General features: G+C 55.7%; 10 protein-coding genes, 2 tRNA genes and 3 rRNA genes. 7 read left to right on the forward strand and 8 right to left on the reverse strand.

Annotated elements, in window-relative coordinates; translation table 11 throughout:
- Nucleotides 1-663: 663 nt before the first annotated feature.
- The 7 genes from SynA1560_RS02790 to SynA1560_RS02820 all read left to right on the forward strand — a co-directional run bounded on the left by SynA1560_RS02790 (nt 664) and on the right by SynA1560_RS02820 (nt 7,427).
- Nucleotides 664-2,148 (forward strand): 16S ribosomal RNA (locus SynA1560_RS02790).
- Nucleotides 2,149-2,335: 187 nt separating this feature from the next.
- Nucleotides 2,336-2,409 (forward strand) — tRNA-Ile (locus tag SynA1560_RS02795).
- Between the two features lie 9 nt (nt 2,410-2,418).
- Nucleotides 2,419-2,491: transfer RNA gene (locus SynA1560_RS02800), tRNA-Ala, on the forward strand.
- Between the two features lie 389 nt (nt 2,492-2,880).
- Nucleotides 2,881-5,746: ribosomal RNA gene (locus SynA1560_RS02805) — 23S ribosomal RNA — on the forward strand.
- A gap of 115 nt (nt 5,747-5,861) precedes the next feature.
- Nucleotides 5,862-5,978: ribosomal RNA gene (rrf, locus tag SynA1560_RS02810) — 5S ribosomal RNA — on the forward strand.
- Together the 16S, 23S and 5S rRNA genes with 2 tRNA genes alongside form the textbook arrangement of a ribosomal RNA operon.
- Before the next feature lie 112 nt (nt 5,979-6,090).
- Entirely contained in the window at nt 6,091-7,029 is a 939-nt protein-coding gene (locus SynA1560_RS02815; protein WP_186501109.1) for a YihY/virulence factor BrkB family protein, read from the forward strand.
- Between the two features lie 47 nt (nt 7,030-7,076).
- Entirely contained in the window at nt 7,077-7,427 is a 351-nt protein-coding gene (locus SynA1560_RS02820; RefSeq protein WP_186501110.1) for a hypothetical protein, read from the forward strand.
- Between the two features lie 11 nt (nt 7,428-7,438).
- Here the strand turns inward: SynA1560_RS02820 and SynA1560_RS02825 are convergent, their stop codons facing one another.
- The 8 genes from SynA1560_RS02825 to SynA1560_RS02860 all read right to left on the reverse strand — a co-directional run bounded on the left by SynA1560_RS02825 (nt 7,439) and on the right by SynA1560_RS02860 (nt 13,240).
- Nucleotides 7,439-7,795: a DUF2834 domain-containing protein gene (locus tag SynA1560_RS02825; RefSeq protein ID WP_186470170.1), complete on the reverse strand. Its 357-nt coding sequence runs from the start codon at nt 7,793-7,795 to the stop codon at nt 7,439-7,441.
- Nucleotides 7,788-8,069 (reverse strand): exodeoxyribonuclease VII small subunit, encoded by a 282-nt coding sequence (gene xseB / locus SynA1560_RS02830; protein ID WP_186470171.1) that lies wholly within the window; start codon nt 8,067-8,069, stop codon nt 7,788-7,790. The genes SynA1560_RS02825 and xseB overlap by 8 nt, the downstream gene beginning before the upstream one ends.
- Nucleotides 8,070-8,112: 43 nt before the next feature.
- A complete protein-coding gene (gene xseA / locus SynA1560_RS02835) occupies nt 8,113-9,285 on the reverse strand; it encodes an exodeoxyribonuclease VII large subunit (RefSeq protein WP_186501560.1) in 1,173 nt (390 codons plus the stop codon).
- Nucleotides 9,275-9,451, reverse strand: coding sequence for a hypothetical protein (locus SynA1560_RS02840; RefSeq protein ID WP_255477035.1), 177 nt, complete (start codon nt 9,449-9,451; stop codon nt 9,275-9,277). Before SynA1560_RS02840 ends, xseA begins: the two co-directional genes overlap by 11 nt.
- 117 nt (nt 9,452-9,568) lie before the next feature.
- The gene (locus tag SynA1560_RS02845) at nt 9,569-9,712 is read right to left on the reverse strand and encodes a chlorophyll a/b-binding protein (RefSeq protein ID WP_186470173.1); all 144 of its coding nucleotides are present in this window, start codon (nt 9,710-9,712) and stop codon (nt 9,569-9,571) included.
- 69 nt (nt 9,713-9,781) lie between these two features.
- Complete coding sequence (gene hrpB, locus SynA1560_RS02850) at nt 9,782-12,310, reverse strand: ATP-dependent helicase HrpB (RefSeq protein WP_186501111.1); 2,529 nt, start codon at nt 12,308-12,310, stop codon at nt 9,782-9,784.
- A gap of 226 nt (nt 12,311-12,536) precedes the next feature.
- Nucleotides 12,537-12,920: a hypothetical protein gene (locus SynA1560_RS02855; protein ID WP_186470175.1), complete on the reverse strand. Its 384-nt coding sequence runs from the start codon at nt 12,918-12,920 to the stop codon at nt 12,537-12,539.
- Between the two features lie 56 nt (nt 12,921-12,976).
- Nucleotides 12,977-13,240 carry a DUF2973 domain-containing protein gene (locus SynA1560_RS02860; protein ID WP_186470975.1) on the reverse strand — a complete coding sequence of 88 codons (264 nt, stop codon included), beginning with the start codon at nt 13,238-13,240 and terminating at the stop codon, nt 12,977-12,979.
- Between the last annotated feature and the right edge of the window lie 71 nt (nt 13,241-13,311).

The raw sequence follows: 13,311 nt of genomic DNA on the forward strand, positions 1-13,311 counted from the left end.
CACTTCATACATCTGAAACGTAGTGATGGCGACAGATGTCGGCAGTGGAAGCAACCCTTGAGAAAGGGGAGGGGGTTGCGAGTGGGGGAGCAGTTGGGTTATGGTTTTGGACTGCGCGGGAGGCCAAAGCCTGAAGCGCAGCTTCTGAACGTGAAGAGCGCGAGCTTGTAGTGTTTAGAAGTGCTTACGAGGCCAAGAGGGAGCGATCCCACGGTGTTGTAAGTTCTACAAGCGGCCGGGAGGCCGCACCGCCAACCGCTCCTGAGAGGGGGCGCGAAGGCAGAACCTGGACAATCGAAAAGTTTAGGAACTGACGCTTTCATCGCGTCAAAGTTTGCGAGATGCATCGCGAGATGTGTGTTGCAGTTTTGATGAATGAGCGATGAAGGTGTGAGGTCCCGTCAACAATTATTCGTTGCAGAGAAGCATCGTGCTTGCAGCTTGAAAGTTTTCACGAGCTTTGAAGTTGTCGGTGTGCGCGATGTGGAGCAACAACCGGATCTGAGATCCTGGAAAGTCATTGAAAGAGAAATCTAGAGATGCACTCTTAAGAACCCTTTCTGTGTCAGCGGGAAGGAGGCCTCAACTGTTGCCAGTGAAAACTGAGCAATGGGTGACGCAAATCATTTTGAGGAAGTGAAAGCTTCTAAGAGGAAATGATCTACAACGGAGAGTTTGATCCTGGCTCAGGATGAACGCTGGCGGCGTGCTTAACACATGCAAGTCGAACGAACCTTCGGGTTAGTGGCGGACGGGTGAGTAACGCGTGGGAATCTGCCCTCAGGAGGGGGATAACGGCTGGAAACGGCCGCTAATACCCCATATGCCGAGAGGTGAAATGAATTTCGCCTGAGGATGAGCCCGCGTCTGATTAGCTAGTTGGTGAGGTAAGAGCTCACCAAGGCATCGATCAGTAGCTGGTCTGAGAGGATGATCAGCCACACTGGGACTGAGACACGGCCCAGACTCCTACGGGAGGCAGCAGTGGGGAATTTTCCGCAATGGGCGAAAGCCTGACGGAGCAACGCCGCGTGAGGGATGAAGGCCTCTGGGCTGTAAACCTCTTTTCTCAAGGAAGAAGATCTGACGGTACTTGAGGAATAAGCCACGGCTAATTCCGTGCCAGCAGCCGCGGTAATACGGGAGTGGCAAGCGTTATCCGGAATTATTGGGCGTAAAGCGTCCGCAGGCGGCCCTTCAAGTCTGCTGTTAAAACGTGGAGCTTAACTCCATCATGGCAGTGGAAACTGTTGGGCTTGAGTGTGGTAGGGGCAGAGGGAATTCCCGGTGTAGCGGTGAAATGCGTAGATATCGGGAAGAACACCAGTGGCGAAGGCGCTCTGCTGGGCCATAACTGACGCTCATGGACGAAAGCCAGGGGAGCGAAAGGGATTAGATACCCCTGTAGTCCTGGCCGTAAACGATGAACACTAGGTGTCGGGGGAATCGACCCCCTCGGTGTCGTAGCCAACGCGTTAAGTGTTCCGCCTGGGGAGTACGCACGCAAGTGTGAAACTCAAAGGAATTGACGGGGGCCCGCACAAGCGGTGGAGTATGTGGTTTAATTCGATGCAACGCGAAGAACCTTACCAGGGTTTGACATCCTGCGAATCTTTTGGAAACGAGAGAGTGCCTTCGGGAACGCAGTGACAGGTGGTGCATGGCTGTCGTCAGCTCGTGTCGTGAGATGTTGGGTTAAGTCCCGCAACGAGCGCAACCCACGTCTTTAGTTGCCAGCATTTAGTTGGGCACTCTAGAGAGACCGCCGGTGATAAACCGGAGGAAGGTGTGGATGACGTCAAGTCATCATGCCCCTTACATCCTGGGCTACACACGTACTACAATGCTACGGACAAAGAGCAGCAAGTTCGCGAGGACAAGCAAATCTCATAAACCGTGGCTCAGTTCAGATCGTAGGCTGCAACTCGCCTACGTGAAGGAGGAATCGCTAGTAATCGCAGGTCAGCATACTGCGGTGAATACGTTCCCGGGCCTTGTACACACCGCCCGTCACACCATGGAAGTTGGCCACGCCCGAAGCCGTTACTCCAACCCTTGTGGAGGAGGACGTCGAAGGTGGGGCTGATGACTGGGGTGAAGTCGTAACAAGGTAGCCGTACCGGAAGGTGCGGCTGGATCACCTCCTAACAGGGAGACAACACAATGATTTTGATGCCTGAGTATTTTTATTCTTAGGCCGAAATCCTGTCACCTTAGGTCGATCGGTACCTCAGCATTAAGAGCAGTAATTGATGAGCAATCATCAAGAGACTGAAGGAAATGTTCAGTTCCTAAACTTTGTCTAGGTCACACCCCACAAGGGTTGAGTCTTCCTGGGCCATTAGCTCAGGTGGTTAGAGCGCACCCCTGATAAGGGTGAGGTCCCTGGTTCAAGTCCAGGATGGCCCATTCGGTGTTGGGGGTTTAGCTCAGTTGGTAGAGCGCCTGCTTTGCAAGCAGGATGTCAGGAGTTCGAGTCTCCTAACCTCCACTGACCGAACTTAATCTCCATCTTCTGAACAGTGGAAGGTGAACTCGTAGGTGTGTGATTTAGATGTGTCCGCTGGCATGAACTCAGCTTCCTGTCATTCCAAATGATGAGTGTTTGCTCTGAATTTGGTTGATAAGATGCTGGGCTCGAACTGAGCGATCAGTTTGATGTCTAGCAGAACCTTGACAACTGCATAGGTGAGTCTGGAAAGAATAAAGCATCTCTCATGGATGCATCATTCTTTGATGAATGATGTCAATTCTTGAGCAAGAGCCGAGACTCCATCACGTTCTTCTGATTGTGTCGAGCAATCAGGAGTTTGATTATTGATTTAGTAATAAATCAGTGAGAATCCGTTTCAACGACGGCAAGCGTGTTGGAGATTATATGGTCAAGCTACAAAGGGCTCACGGTGGATACCTTGGCACACAGAGGCGATGAAGGACGTGGTTACCTGCGATAAGTCTCGGGGAGCTGGAAACACGCTTTGATCCGGGAATTTCCGAATGGGGCAACCCTTAATACGGCCAGCTGAATCCATAGGCTGGTGCGAGCCAACCCAGCGAACTGAAACATCTTAGTAGCTGGAGGAAAGGAAAGTAAAAACGACTCCCTAAGTAGCGGCGAGCGAACGGGGAAGAGCCTAAACCGATAGTTTCGACTATCGGGGTTGTGGGACAGCAATGTGGAAAAGGAATGTTAGTGGAAGTGTTTGAAAGACACGCCACAGAGGGTGAAAGCCCCGTACACGAAAACTGAACTGACCTAGCTGTATCCCGAGTAGCACGGAGCACGTGAAATTCCGTGTGAATCTGCGAGGACCACCTCGTAAGGCTAAGTACTCCTGTGTGACCGATAGCGAAACAGTACCGCGAGGGAAAGGTGAAAAGAACCCCGGGAGGGGAGTGAAATAGAACATGAAACCGTGAGCTTACAAGCAATGGGAGCCCTACTCATAGGGTGACCGTGTGCCTGTTGAAGAATGAGCCGGCGACTTATAGGCACTGGCGGGTTAAACCGGAAATGGTGGAGCCATAGCGAAAGCGAGTCTGAATAGGGCGTTTGTCAGTGTTTATAGACCCGAACCCGGGTGATCTAACCATGGCCAGGATGAAGCTTGGGTGATACCAAGTGGAGGTCCGAACCGACTGATGTTGAAAAATCAGCGGATGAGCTGTGGTTAGGGGTGAAATGCCAATCGAACCCGGAGCTAGCTGGTTCTCCCCGAAATACGTTGAGGCGTAGCGTCTCGTGCTCCAGCAGGGGGGTAAAGCCACCATTTCGGTGCGGGCTGCGAGAGCGGTACCAAATCGAGATGAACTCTGAATACCCTGTGTGTAGCGAGGCAGTCAGACTGTGGGGGATAAGCTCCATGGTCGAGAGGGAAACAGCCCAGACCGCCAGCTAAGGTCCCCAAATCAACACTAAGTGATAAAGGAGGTGGGATTGCCCAGACAACCAGGAGGTTTGCCTAGAAGCAGCCATCCTCAAAGGAGTGCGTAATAGCTCACTGGTCGAGCGATCCTGCGCCGAAAATGAACGGGGCTAAGTGTTGTACCGAAGCTGCGGATTTATGGTAGGGGAGCGTTCTATGTGGGGCGAAGCGTTAGCGTGAGCGGGCGTGGACTGCATAGAAGTGAGAATGTCGGCTTGAGTAGCGAAAACATGGGTGAGAATCCCATGCACCGAAACCCTAAGGGTTCCTCCGGCAGGCTCGTCCGCGGAGGGTTAGTCTGGACCTAAGGCGAGGCCGAAAGGCGTAGTCGATGGATAACAGGTCAACATTCCTGTACCGGTTATGTTTTGGGAAGAGGGACGGAGAAGGCTAGCCAAGCCAGATGTTGGTTACTGGTTCAAGCGTTCAAGGCGTTGAGGAGCGGCGAAAACGTTCCGAGCTGAGGCGTGAGTACGAGCTGCTACGGCAGCGAAGTTGGTGATGTCAAGCTTCCAAGAAAAGCTCTATACCCGTTAAGGCATAACTGCCAGTACCCGAAACCGACACAGGTGGGGTGGTAGAGAATACCGAGGTGCGCGAGGTAACTCTCTCTAAGGAACTCGGCAAAATGGCCCCGTAACTTCGGGAGAAGGGGTGCCACCGCAAGGTGGTCGCAGTGAAGAGGCCCTGGCGACTGTTTACCAAAAACACAGGTCTCCGCTAAGTCGCAAGACGATGTATGGGGGCTGACGCCTGCCCAGTGCCGGAAGGTTAAGGAAGCCGGTCAGCGTAAGCGAAGCTGGCGACTGAAGCCCCGGTGAACGGCGGCCGTAACTATAACGGTCCTAAGGTAGCGAAATTCCTTGTCGGGTAAGTTCCGACCCGCACGAAAGGCGTAACGATCAGGGCGCTGTCTCGGAGAGAGGCTCGGCGAAATAGAATTGTCTGTGAAGATGCGGACTACATACACCCGGACAGAAAGACCCTATGAAGCTTTACTGTAGCTTGGTATTGTGCCCGGGCTCTGAATGCGCAGGATAGGTGGGAGACGTTGATCTCGTGCTTGTGGGTACGAGGGAGTCAATGGTGAGATACCACTCTTTCAGAGCTAGGGTTCTAACGTTCACCCGTTATCCGGGGAGCGGACAGTATCAGGTGGGCAGTTTGACTGGGGCGGTCGCCTCCTAAAAGGTAACGGAGGCGCGCAAAGGTTTCCTCAGGCTGGTTGGAAATCAGCCGACGAGTGCAAAAGCAGAAGGAAGCTTGACTGTGAGACCTACAAGTCGAACAGGGACGAAAGTCGGCTTTAGTGATCCGACGGTTCTGAGTGGAAGGGCCGTCGCTCAACGGATAAAAGTTACTCTAGGGATAACAGGCTGATCTCCCCCAAGAGTTCACATCGACGGGGAGGTTTGGCACCTCGATGTCGGCTCATCGCAACCTGGGGCTGAAGTCGGTCCCAAGGGTTGGGCTGTTCGCCCATTAAAGCGGTACGCGAGCTGGGTTCAGAACGTCGTGAGACAGTTCGGTCCATATCCGGTGTATGCGTAGGAATATTGAGAGGATTTCTCCCTAGTACGAGAGGACCGGGAGGAACGCACCTCTGGTGTACCAGTTATCGTGCCAACGGTAAACGCTGGGTAGCCATGTGCGGAGTGGATAACCGCTGAAAGCATCTAAGTGGGAAGCCCACCTCAAGATGAGTATTCCCATGGGGTAACCCAGTAAGGTCACGGGAAGAACACCCGTTGATAGGCTCTACGTGGAAGTCCAGCAATGGATGCAGCGGAGGAGTACTAATAGACCGAGGGCTTGACCATTCATTTGGCTCTTGTCTGAGGCAAGTTTTATTCAATCGAGACCATCATCTGAAGCGAAAGTGGAGGGTGATGACCTATGCAGTTCTCAGGGTTCAACCTTGGGAATGTTTTCTATCCTGGTGTCCATGGCGCTGTGGTCCCACTCCGATCCATCTCGAACTCGGTTGTGAAACGCAGCAGCGGCGACGATATTTGGGGGGTAGCCCCCTGAGAAAATAGCTCGATGCCAGGTAAAACATTCTGATCACGGACGTGATCCAAAGAAAGCCATCCCGCTGTGGGGTGGCTTTTTTTGTGCCTCAACGCGCTAGTTTGAGTTGAGGTTTCTAGGTTTGAGCGAATTCATGCCTAAAAAAAGGCTACTGATTCGTCGATTCGTTCGATCTCTTTGGAAGGCTTATCTCCGGTGGGCTGATGCTGACTGTGTGGATCTCAGTGCGGCGTTTGCGTATTACACCTTGCAGTCGATTTTTCCGATCCTTCTGATTACGTTATCTGTGGCATCTTGGCTGCTTGGTCGCCAGCAGAATTTGGATGATCAAATTATTAGTTATGCCAGTGGTTTGTTGCCTCCTACGGCTGTCTCTATCGTGAAACAAACTACCGAGAAGTTGGTGCAGCAAGGCTTCGGAGCTGGATTGCTTGGCGCCGGTGTGCTGCTTGTGACAGCTGGTAATGCTTATCTCACGTTGCAACGCGGGGCTGATCGTTTGTGGAGTGATGTGCTGCAACCTCTTCCCAATGCGTTGCCACTCGGTGCACAGGCTTATCAATTCGTACGCGTCAGAATCGAAGCTTTTTTTGTCGTCATCCTGGTTGGAGTGCTTGTTGTTATTGATCAGATCAGCGCCAATCTGCGGATGTTGCCTGCAGCACTGATGACTGAGCTTGGGCAATCTTTGCCTTGGCTCGGAGAGCTGCTTTCGGACATTCCTGTGCTCCAGTTTGGTCGCCTATTGATTCCTTTTGTGGGTTTTTCGGCGATGGCATTGCTTTTGCAATTTCTTTTGCCAAGTCGACGTGTGCCCTTCTCTCCACTAATTCCTGGTTCGTTGTTGATTGGCTTTCTTTTGACAATGTTGAATCTGGCTGTCAGCCGAAGCATTTTGTCGCTGGGTGCTCGATTTCAAGCGTATGGCGTGATTGGAGGTGTACTGGTTTTGACCTTGTGGGTCTGGATGGTTGGCGTTGTGATTTATTTCGGACAGTGTTGGAGTGTTGAGTTGGCCAACATGCGAAAGAATAAGGACGGTGATCCGCTCCTCAAGCTCAGCCAAAACTGACGTCAATCGATGATCATGTCACCAAGCCTTTGAAGGAGTGAATGGGCATGGGTCGCGTGTCTCCGCTGATTTGGCTGCTGGCTTTGCTGTTGTTGTTGCCCACAGCCGCTGGTCGCGCGGTGATCGATGTGTTGGGCGGGCTCGCGCTGGTTGTGCTGGCTCTTCCTCTCCTTCTCGGAGGCTTGGGATGGATTGGCTGGAAGTTGATCCAAAGCAGGATGCAGGTTTGCCCTGCCTGCGGCGCGGCAACCTTGCAGCGTTCACCAACTTGTCCCGTCTGTGGCAGCGCCATGCCGATTCCCAACGGATCAAGTGCCGGTGCTGCCAGCGTTGATGCTGTCTCAACACCCGCCAGCTCCGCCACGATCGACATCACAGCTGAAGACGTGGAGTCTTGATGTCGCTCTGTTCAGTTCGCTGTTTCGGCTGCGTCGAGTTCTTGCAGCCGACGTTCACGCAGGTGCAAGAACAAGGGTCCGCCGCAAGCAAATGACACCGTCACACACAAGATCAATGTCATCCACCATCCACGCACTTGAAGACGTCGCCCTTCGACGCCGATCCAAATCGTGAACGCTGATGCTGCAATCAGGAGATCGCGACTCAGGGATCGTGAAGCGGCCGTCAGATTGGCGTCATGGATGAAGCTTGGTAAGTCAAATCCTGGGCTTGCGGCCGCTTGCATGAACTCCAGATTCGCTTGCCAAGGCAAGATCGCTCCCAGCAAAGCAAGAGCGAGATAGCTCCAGGTCAAAGCGCTACGCATCCTGTTGTTGCTCAAGAGGTTGGGTTTCCAACGTATCCGGATTGAGTTCCAAAACGCTTTGCTCCACATCGCTCAACAGGGCTTGGCAGCGTTGCAGATAGATCTCTGCACGCTGATGGCTGCTCTGAAGATCCGACAAGGGTAAGGAGTCGTCTTGAAGTTTCACCAGCAGGAGGTCGAGAGCCTGAAAGGCTTCCTCATAGGTCAGCGCTTGAGCTTCCTTGGTCCATGTGGCGGCCAAGTCGTTGTTGGTGGATTTGGATTTCTTGGGCATCAAACACAACCGTCAGGATGTGGGTAGTTAGAGGTTGCCTCGGTCATAAACGGTGAAGCATTCGCCTTGAGCTTGAAGTCTTGACCGTCGTGACATTGACCTCGAGGAGGCCATCGTGCACCTGAACAACGAGATCGTCCCCTGGGCGCGCATGGCTTGTGGATTGGAGCAACGATCCGTCAGCACGCATTACCTTGGCAAACCCACGGCTCAACCAGCGATCCGGATTTAAGGCGTTTAGCAGTTGCTCTCGCTGTGTCAGCTGTGCGCGCCGCTGGCTCAACAGCGCTTTTGCCTGAAGACTGCTGAGGGTCTGGCTGCGTTGATGGAGTCGCTCCTGTTCGCGTAGTAGACGCCAGCTCTGCTGCTGTCGCAGCCGTAGACGCTGCTGTTGCAAGGTCTGCAGCACCGTGGTTCGGCTGGGGAGAAGACTCACCATCGCGGCGGTTGGCGTGGCCGCACGGTGATCAGCGACGAGGTCGGCCACCGTCAGGTCATTTTCGTGTCCAAGACCGGTCACAACAGGGCATGGACAGTGAGCCAAAGCCCGACACACCTGCTCATCGTCAAACACCATCAGATCCTCTCTGCTGCCTCCACCCCGTGCCAGCACAAGAGCATCCAGCTTCAGCGCTTTGTGGGCCGCTGTGAGTTGATCGATGGCATGGCAGATCGTGTCGGCCACGGCGCCTTGCACTGGAATGGGCACCACCAACAGCTCCGTGAGCGGCCAACGGTCTCTGGCCGTGCGCAACATGTCGGCAAGGGCTGAGCTCGGAACGCTTGTGAGCACGGCGATCCGTTTCGGCTGAGCTGGTAAAAGACGGCTTCGGCTTGGGTCGATCAAGCCTTCCTGCGTCAGCAGTGCTTTGACAGTTTCAAATCGACGTTCAACGGTGCTCAGGCTTGGCCGAATGTCGACGGCTTGGACGGCAAGAGAGGCTCGGGCTGCCCAGAAATTGATTTTGCCGACCACCGTGATTCCCTCACCGTCTGTCGGAACAAAGTCGAGCTGTTTTAGTCGTGAAGACCAGCAAACGACGGTGATCGTGGCGTCTCCATCTGTGAGATTCAGCCAGAGATGCCCTTTTTTGACCTGTGGGCGGGAGGCAGTGCCTTGAACCAGGAACCGTGGTGCGAATCCACGCTCCAGCAAGGCTCCAATGGCTTGATTTAGCTCCTGAACGGAGTAACTAGGAATGGTGTCAGCGATCAAGGCGGCGATACGCGACACCCCAGTAAAGGCAGACCATGCTTGCGATCAGGGATAGAACTTGGCCCCAGCGCTGGTCAAGCTGGGTCATCCCGATGGTCAGGAAGACCAGTGCACTGCTCAGCAGCCTGGCACCATCGCGGCGATTGCCGGCGAAGAAGGGGAGCAAGGACAAAGATCGGCTAGGCATACTCTCTCGCAACGACAGGCCACGAAAAAAGCCCCGATGGAATACCACGGGGCTAATTCGATGAGGCATGAGCCCCTTGGGCTTGATGCAAATGAATCAGCCGAGGCCGATCTGAGACAGGATGCCTTGGCCGGTCAGCAGCTCGGTTCCGAGGCCGATGACGAAGCCCAGCATGGCCATGCGGCCGTTCCAGGTTTCAGCGAAGTTGACGAAGCCAAAGCGGGAGGCGTTTTCAGACATGGGTGAAGATCCGTGACTGGTACCAATGTAACAAAGAATGGAGTTTTGTTGCCTGTCGTAATGGCGACATCAGAGAGCTTTTTTAGTCTTAGCGGTCGGGACAGAAGTCATGGGTGATTCTGGCCATGGGTGTTTCGGGTAGCGGCCACGCATTTCCCGGCGAACATCGTTGTAGCTGCCATCCCAGAAACCTCTGAGATCGCGGGTTCGTTGCAGTGGGCGACCAGCCGGTGAGAGCAGCTCCAGGGTGACGGGCAAGTCGCCGTCCAGCAGGACAGGTCCTTCGGCGCAGCCAAACATTTCCTGCAGCTTTACCGCGAGGATCACCTCCTCCTCGCTGTAGTGGAGGGGTGCGTTGCGGCCGCTCGGAATCGTGAGTCGCTCAGGGAGGAGACGATCCAATTCGCGCCGCTCCGGCCAGCTGAGACTTCCCCACAGTGCTTCCTGCAAGGTCGGGCTCTCCAGCTCTGTCCAGCTGGAACAGCTCAGGCTCGCCTCGAGGATCCAGTCCTCAGGAACTTCCTGCAGCCTCTGACGGCTGCGGTTCGGCCACGGCGGTCCAAGACGGCGATGGGCCAACTGCAAGCGACGACGCAGCTGCTCGCAACGGTCATCCCAAGGCAGCAGGTCGAGCCCGCTCTCGCGCAGTCGTGTCAAGAGCACCTCACTCACCAAGTCAGAGGATGGACGTGGAAGTTGTTGTCGCTGCAGCTCAAGCGCCCCCAGGTTCAGCACCCGTTCAGCGCGGATTTTCTGCTGCTTCTCATCCCAGATCACCTGGTCCTTCCACTCGCCAGCTTCCTCGGCCATGGCCTGCAGCGTGGAGCGGCCAAGGGGAACAGCGATCCGAATGCGCGCATCACGGTCCTTGAGGTCGAGTTGGGCGACGGCCAGTGCTGCACAGGTGCTGAGCGGATCGCTCTCCGGCAGCATGGCCCCACGCCCCTGCTGGAGCACAAAGGCACCGACGCGTCCGGGTCGTGCCATGGCCAGCCACTCGGGGAACGCGGTTGCAATCAGCCAGGCCATGGCGAGATCGGTCGGTTCGTCGAGGAGGGTTCCCTCGGTCTCCAAATCCACCTGTTTCAGCTGTCGCTGCCATTGGCGGCTCTGCTGGCGGATGGTGCTGAGTCCATCGGCCCGATGGGGCGTTCGGAGCGACCGGAGGCGCTGGCTGAGGTCGGCGCCAATATTGCGGAACTCTGATGCGTCCCGTTCGCTTAGCAGTGCGGCTAAGTCGCAAGCCAGAGGCTCGACCCCCCAGCGTTTGGCCTGCAGCAGCATCCGTCCGAGGCGTGGGTGCATGCCGAACCCCGCGACGCGCCGACCGTCAGTTGTGATCTGTCCTGCGCTGTTGAGCAGTCCAAGCTGTTTCAGCTGCTGCTGTCCTTCCTCCAACAACGCGCGAGGCGGTGCTTCCAGCCATGGCAGGTCTTCGCCGAGTCCTGCGCCCCACTGAGCGAGGTCGAGAACAGTGGGTTGCGGATCAGCACGCTGCAATTCAGGCCGATCCTGCAACGGACGGCGTTGATGTTCCGCTGCTGACCAGAGCCTCACGCAACGTCCAGGGGCCTGGCGACCTGCACGCCCGCAACGTTGCTCGGCGCTGGCCAAGCTTGCAGGAACCGTGACGAGCCCTTCCATGCCGGTGCCCGGGTCAAAGCGCGTGTGGCGACTCAGGCCTGTGTCAATGACCAGCCGGATGCCATCCAGGGTGAGTGAACTTTCTGCAATCGAGGTCGCCAGCACGATGCGGCCGCTCCAGCATCCATCGCAGGGGCTTAAGACCTCGTTCTGTTGCTTTAGCGGCATCTGGCCATGCAGTGGCCGTATGTCCCAGTTCTTCAGGCTTGGGGCAATCAGCAACCGCTGCCTGCAACGTTCAATTTCGCGGATCCCTGGGAGGAATACCAGGACGCCAGGGGGCGAACGGTTGGCACTCCTCTGCTTCTCTAGACCCTGGAGCTCTTCTTCGACTGCACGAAGAACATGCTGTTCCTGGGTCTCCCGCTCTCGTTTCGGACAGTGACGAAGCTCGACGGGGTAGGCGCGGCCTTCGCTGGTCAGGCTCTCCGCATCATCCAGCTGTGAGGCCAGCTCCTGAATCTGCAACGTGGCTGACATCAACAGCACTTTGAGATCAGGTCGCAGGATGCGCCGGGATTCCCGCAGCAGTGCAAGAGCCACGTCGCTATCACGCCGGCGTTCGTGGAACTCATCGAAAATCACGCAGTCCACGCCAGGTAGGTCCGGTTGAGACTGCAGGCGTCTCAGAAACAGCCCGTCCGTGATCGCTTCAACATGGGTGTAGGCGGATCGTTTCTGCTCATTGCGCACGGAGTAGCCCACCCGATGTCCGAGCGGTTCGCCGATGGACTGGGCCAGCCTCGCTGCAGCAGCGCGTGCTGCGAGCCGGCGAGGTTCGATCAATAAGATGCGCCCTTTCAGGCAGGACGTTGCCCCCAACTCCCCCATTAAGGCGAGAGGCACCCGCGTCGTTTTACCAGCACCCGGTGGTGCCTGAAGGATCAGGGTCCCAGCGTCGAGTAGCCGAGCACAAAGCTCGGGAAGCAACGGATCGATCGGGAAAACACTCAACGTTGACGGTCGGCGTCAGCTGAACAGATTGAGCAATCCCAGCAACAAAATGCTGCTAAGCGCACCCATGGCGGCGAGCAAGCGAACCAAGGGAGCAAACCGTAAACGCAGTGTGGCCATAAAGAAAACCTTAAAGGCCGGAGTGACTTTGTTTTAGCTCTCCTCGCTTGCCGTGCGCCGTATCAGTTCGCACGGCTTCACATCTCCGTCAACACCAGCACAGAACTCAGCGAACGTGCCGGGCACCATCCACTGGGTGGTAGTCCTCACCGGTGAGTTCTTCGTAAACAATGGCCGGGAGTCCTGTCTCGAACATGGTTTGCAGGGCTTCTTTGAGGTATGGATTCCAGCCGCCGGTGCTGACCTGCCCATGACGCACGGTCCAATCCCATGTGCCCTGGAGGTCTCTGGGGATGCGCCCTTCCCGGTCCCGGCGTGCCACCAGATCCAATGATTCCACCAATCCAACTTGAATTGGATCTTTCCCGTAGGCGGGAGTCAGGCTGAGCTCCAGGCGAACGGGGTCTTCTTTGAGTAAGCGCAAGCGGAAGCGAGGAGGCAGTTTCACGGATTTGATCACTGCAGCTACGACCCGTGTTCTTTGATCCACCAGAAGGTTCTCCCTATGAGTCCGTGACGAGCTGACTGACAGCTTCCTTTCCCAACTTATTCACCGGGACGGGTGCTCGACTCACCGCTCTCTTCATCGCCACTGAATCGAACAGTCAGTAAGTCCTCTTCAGTCAGACGTCCATCGCCGTCGAGCAGCTCGGGATGAATGGTCACCTTCCCGGTGCGGTCCTTGCCCGAGTCGGGAGTGCCCAAGGGTTTTCCCGCTGCACTGAAGCCACGTCCCATCACTTGGAAAGCCTGCCAGAGCAACACGATGAAGACCAGGCCGTAAATCAGAGGGAAGAGGCTGCTGAGCATGGAGTGACTGCGATGGGCTGTCTGGGGTAGACGTTGACAACCACCATCATCACCATGGCGAGGCGGTTTTT

Source organism: Synechococcus sp. A15-60, from assembly GCF_014280095.1.
Classification (GTDB): Bacteria; Cyanobacteriota; Cyanobacteriia; order PCC-6307; family Cyanobiaceae; genus Synechococcus_C.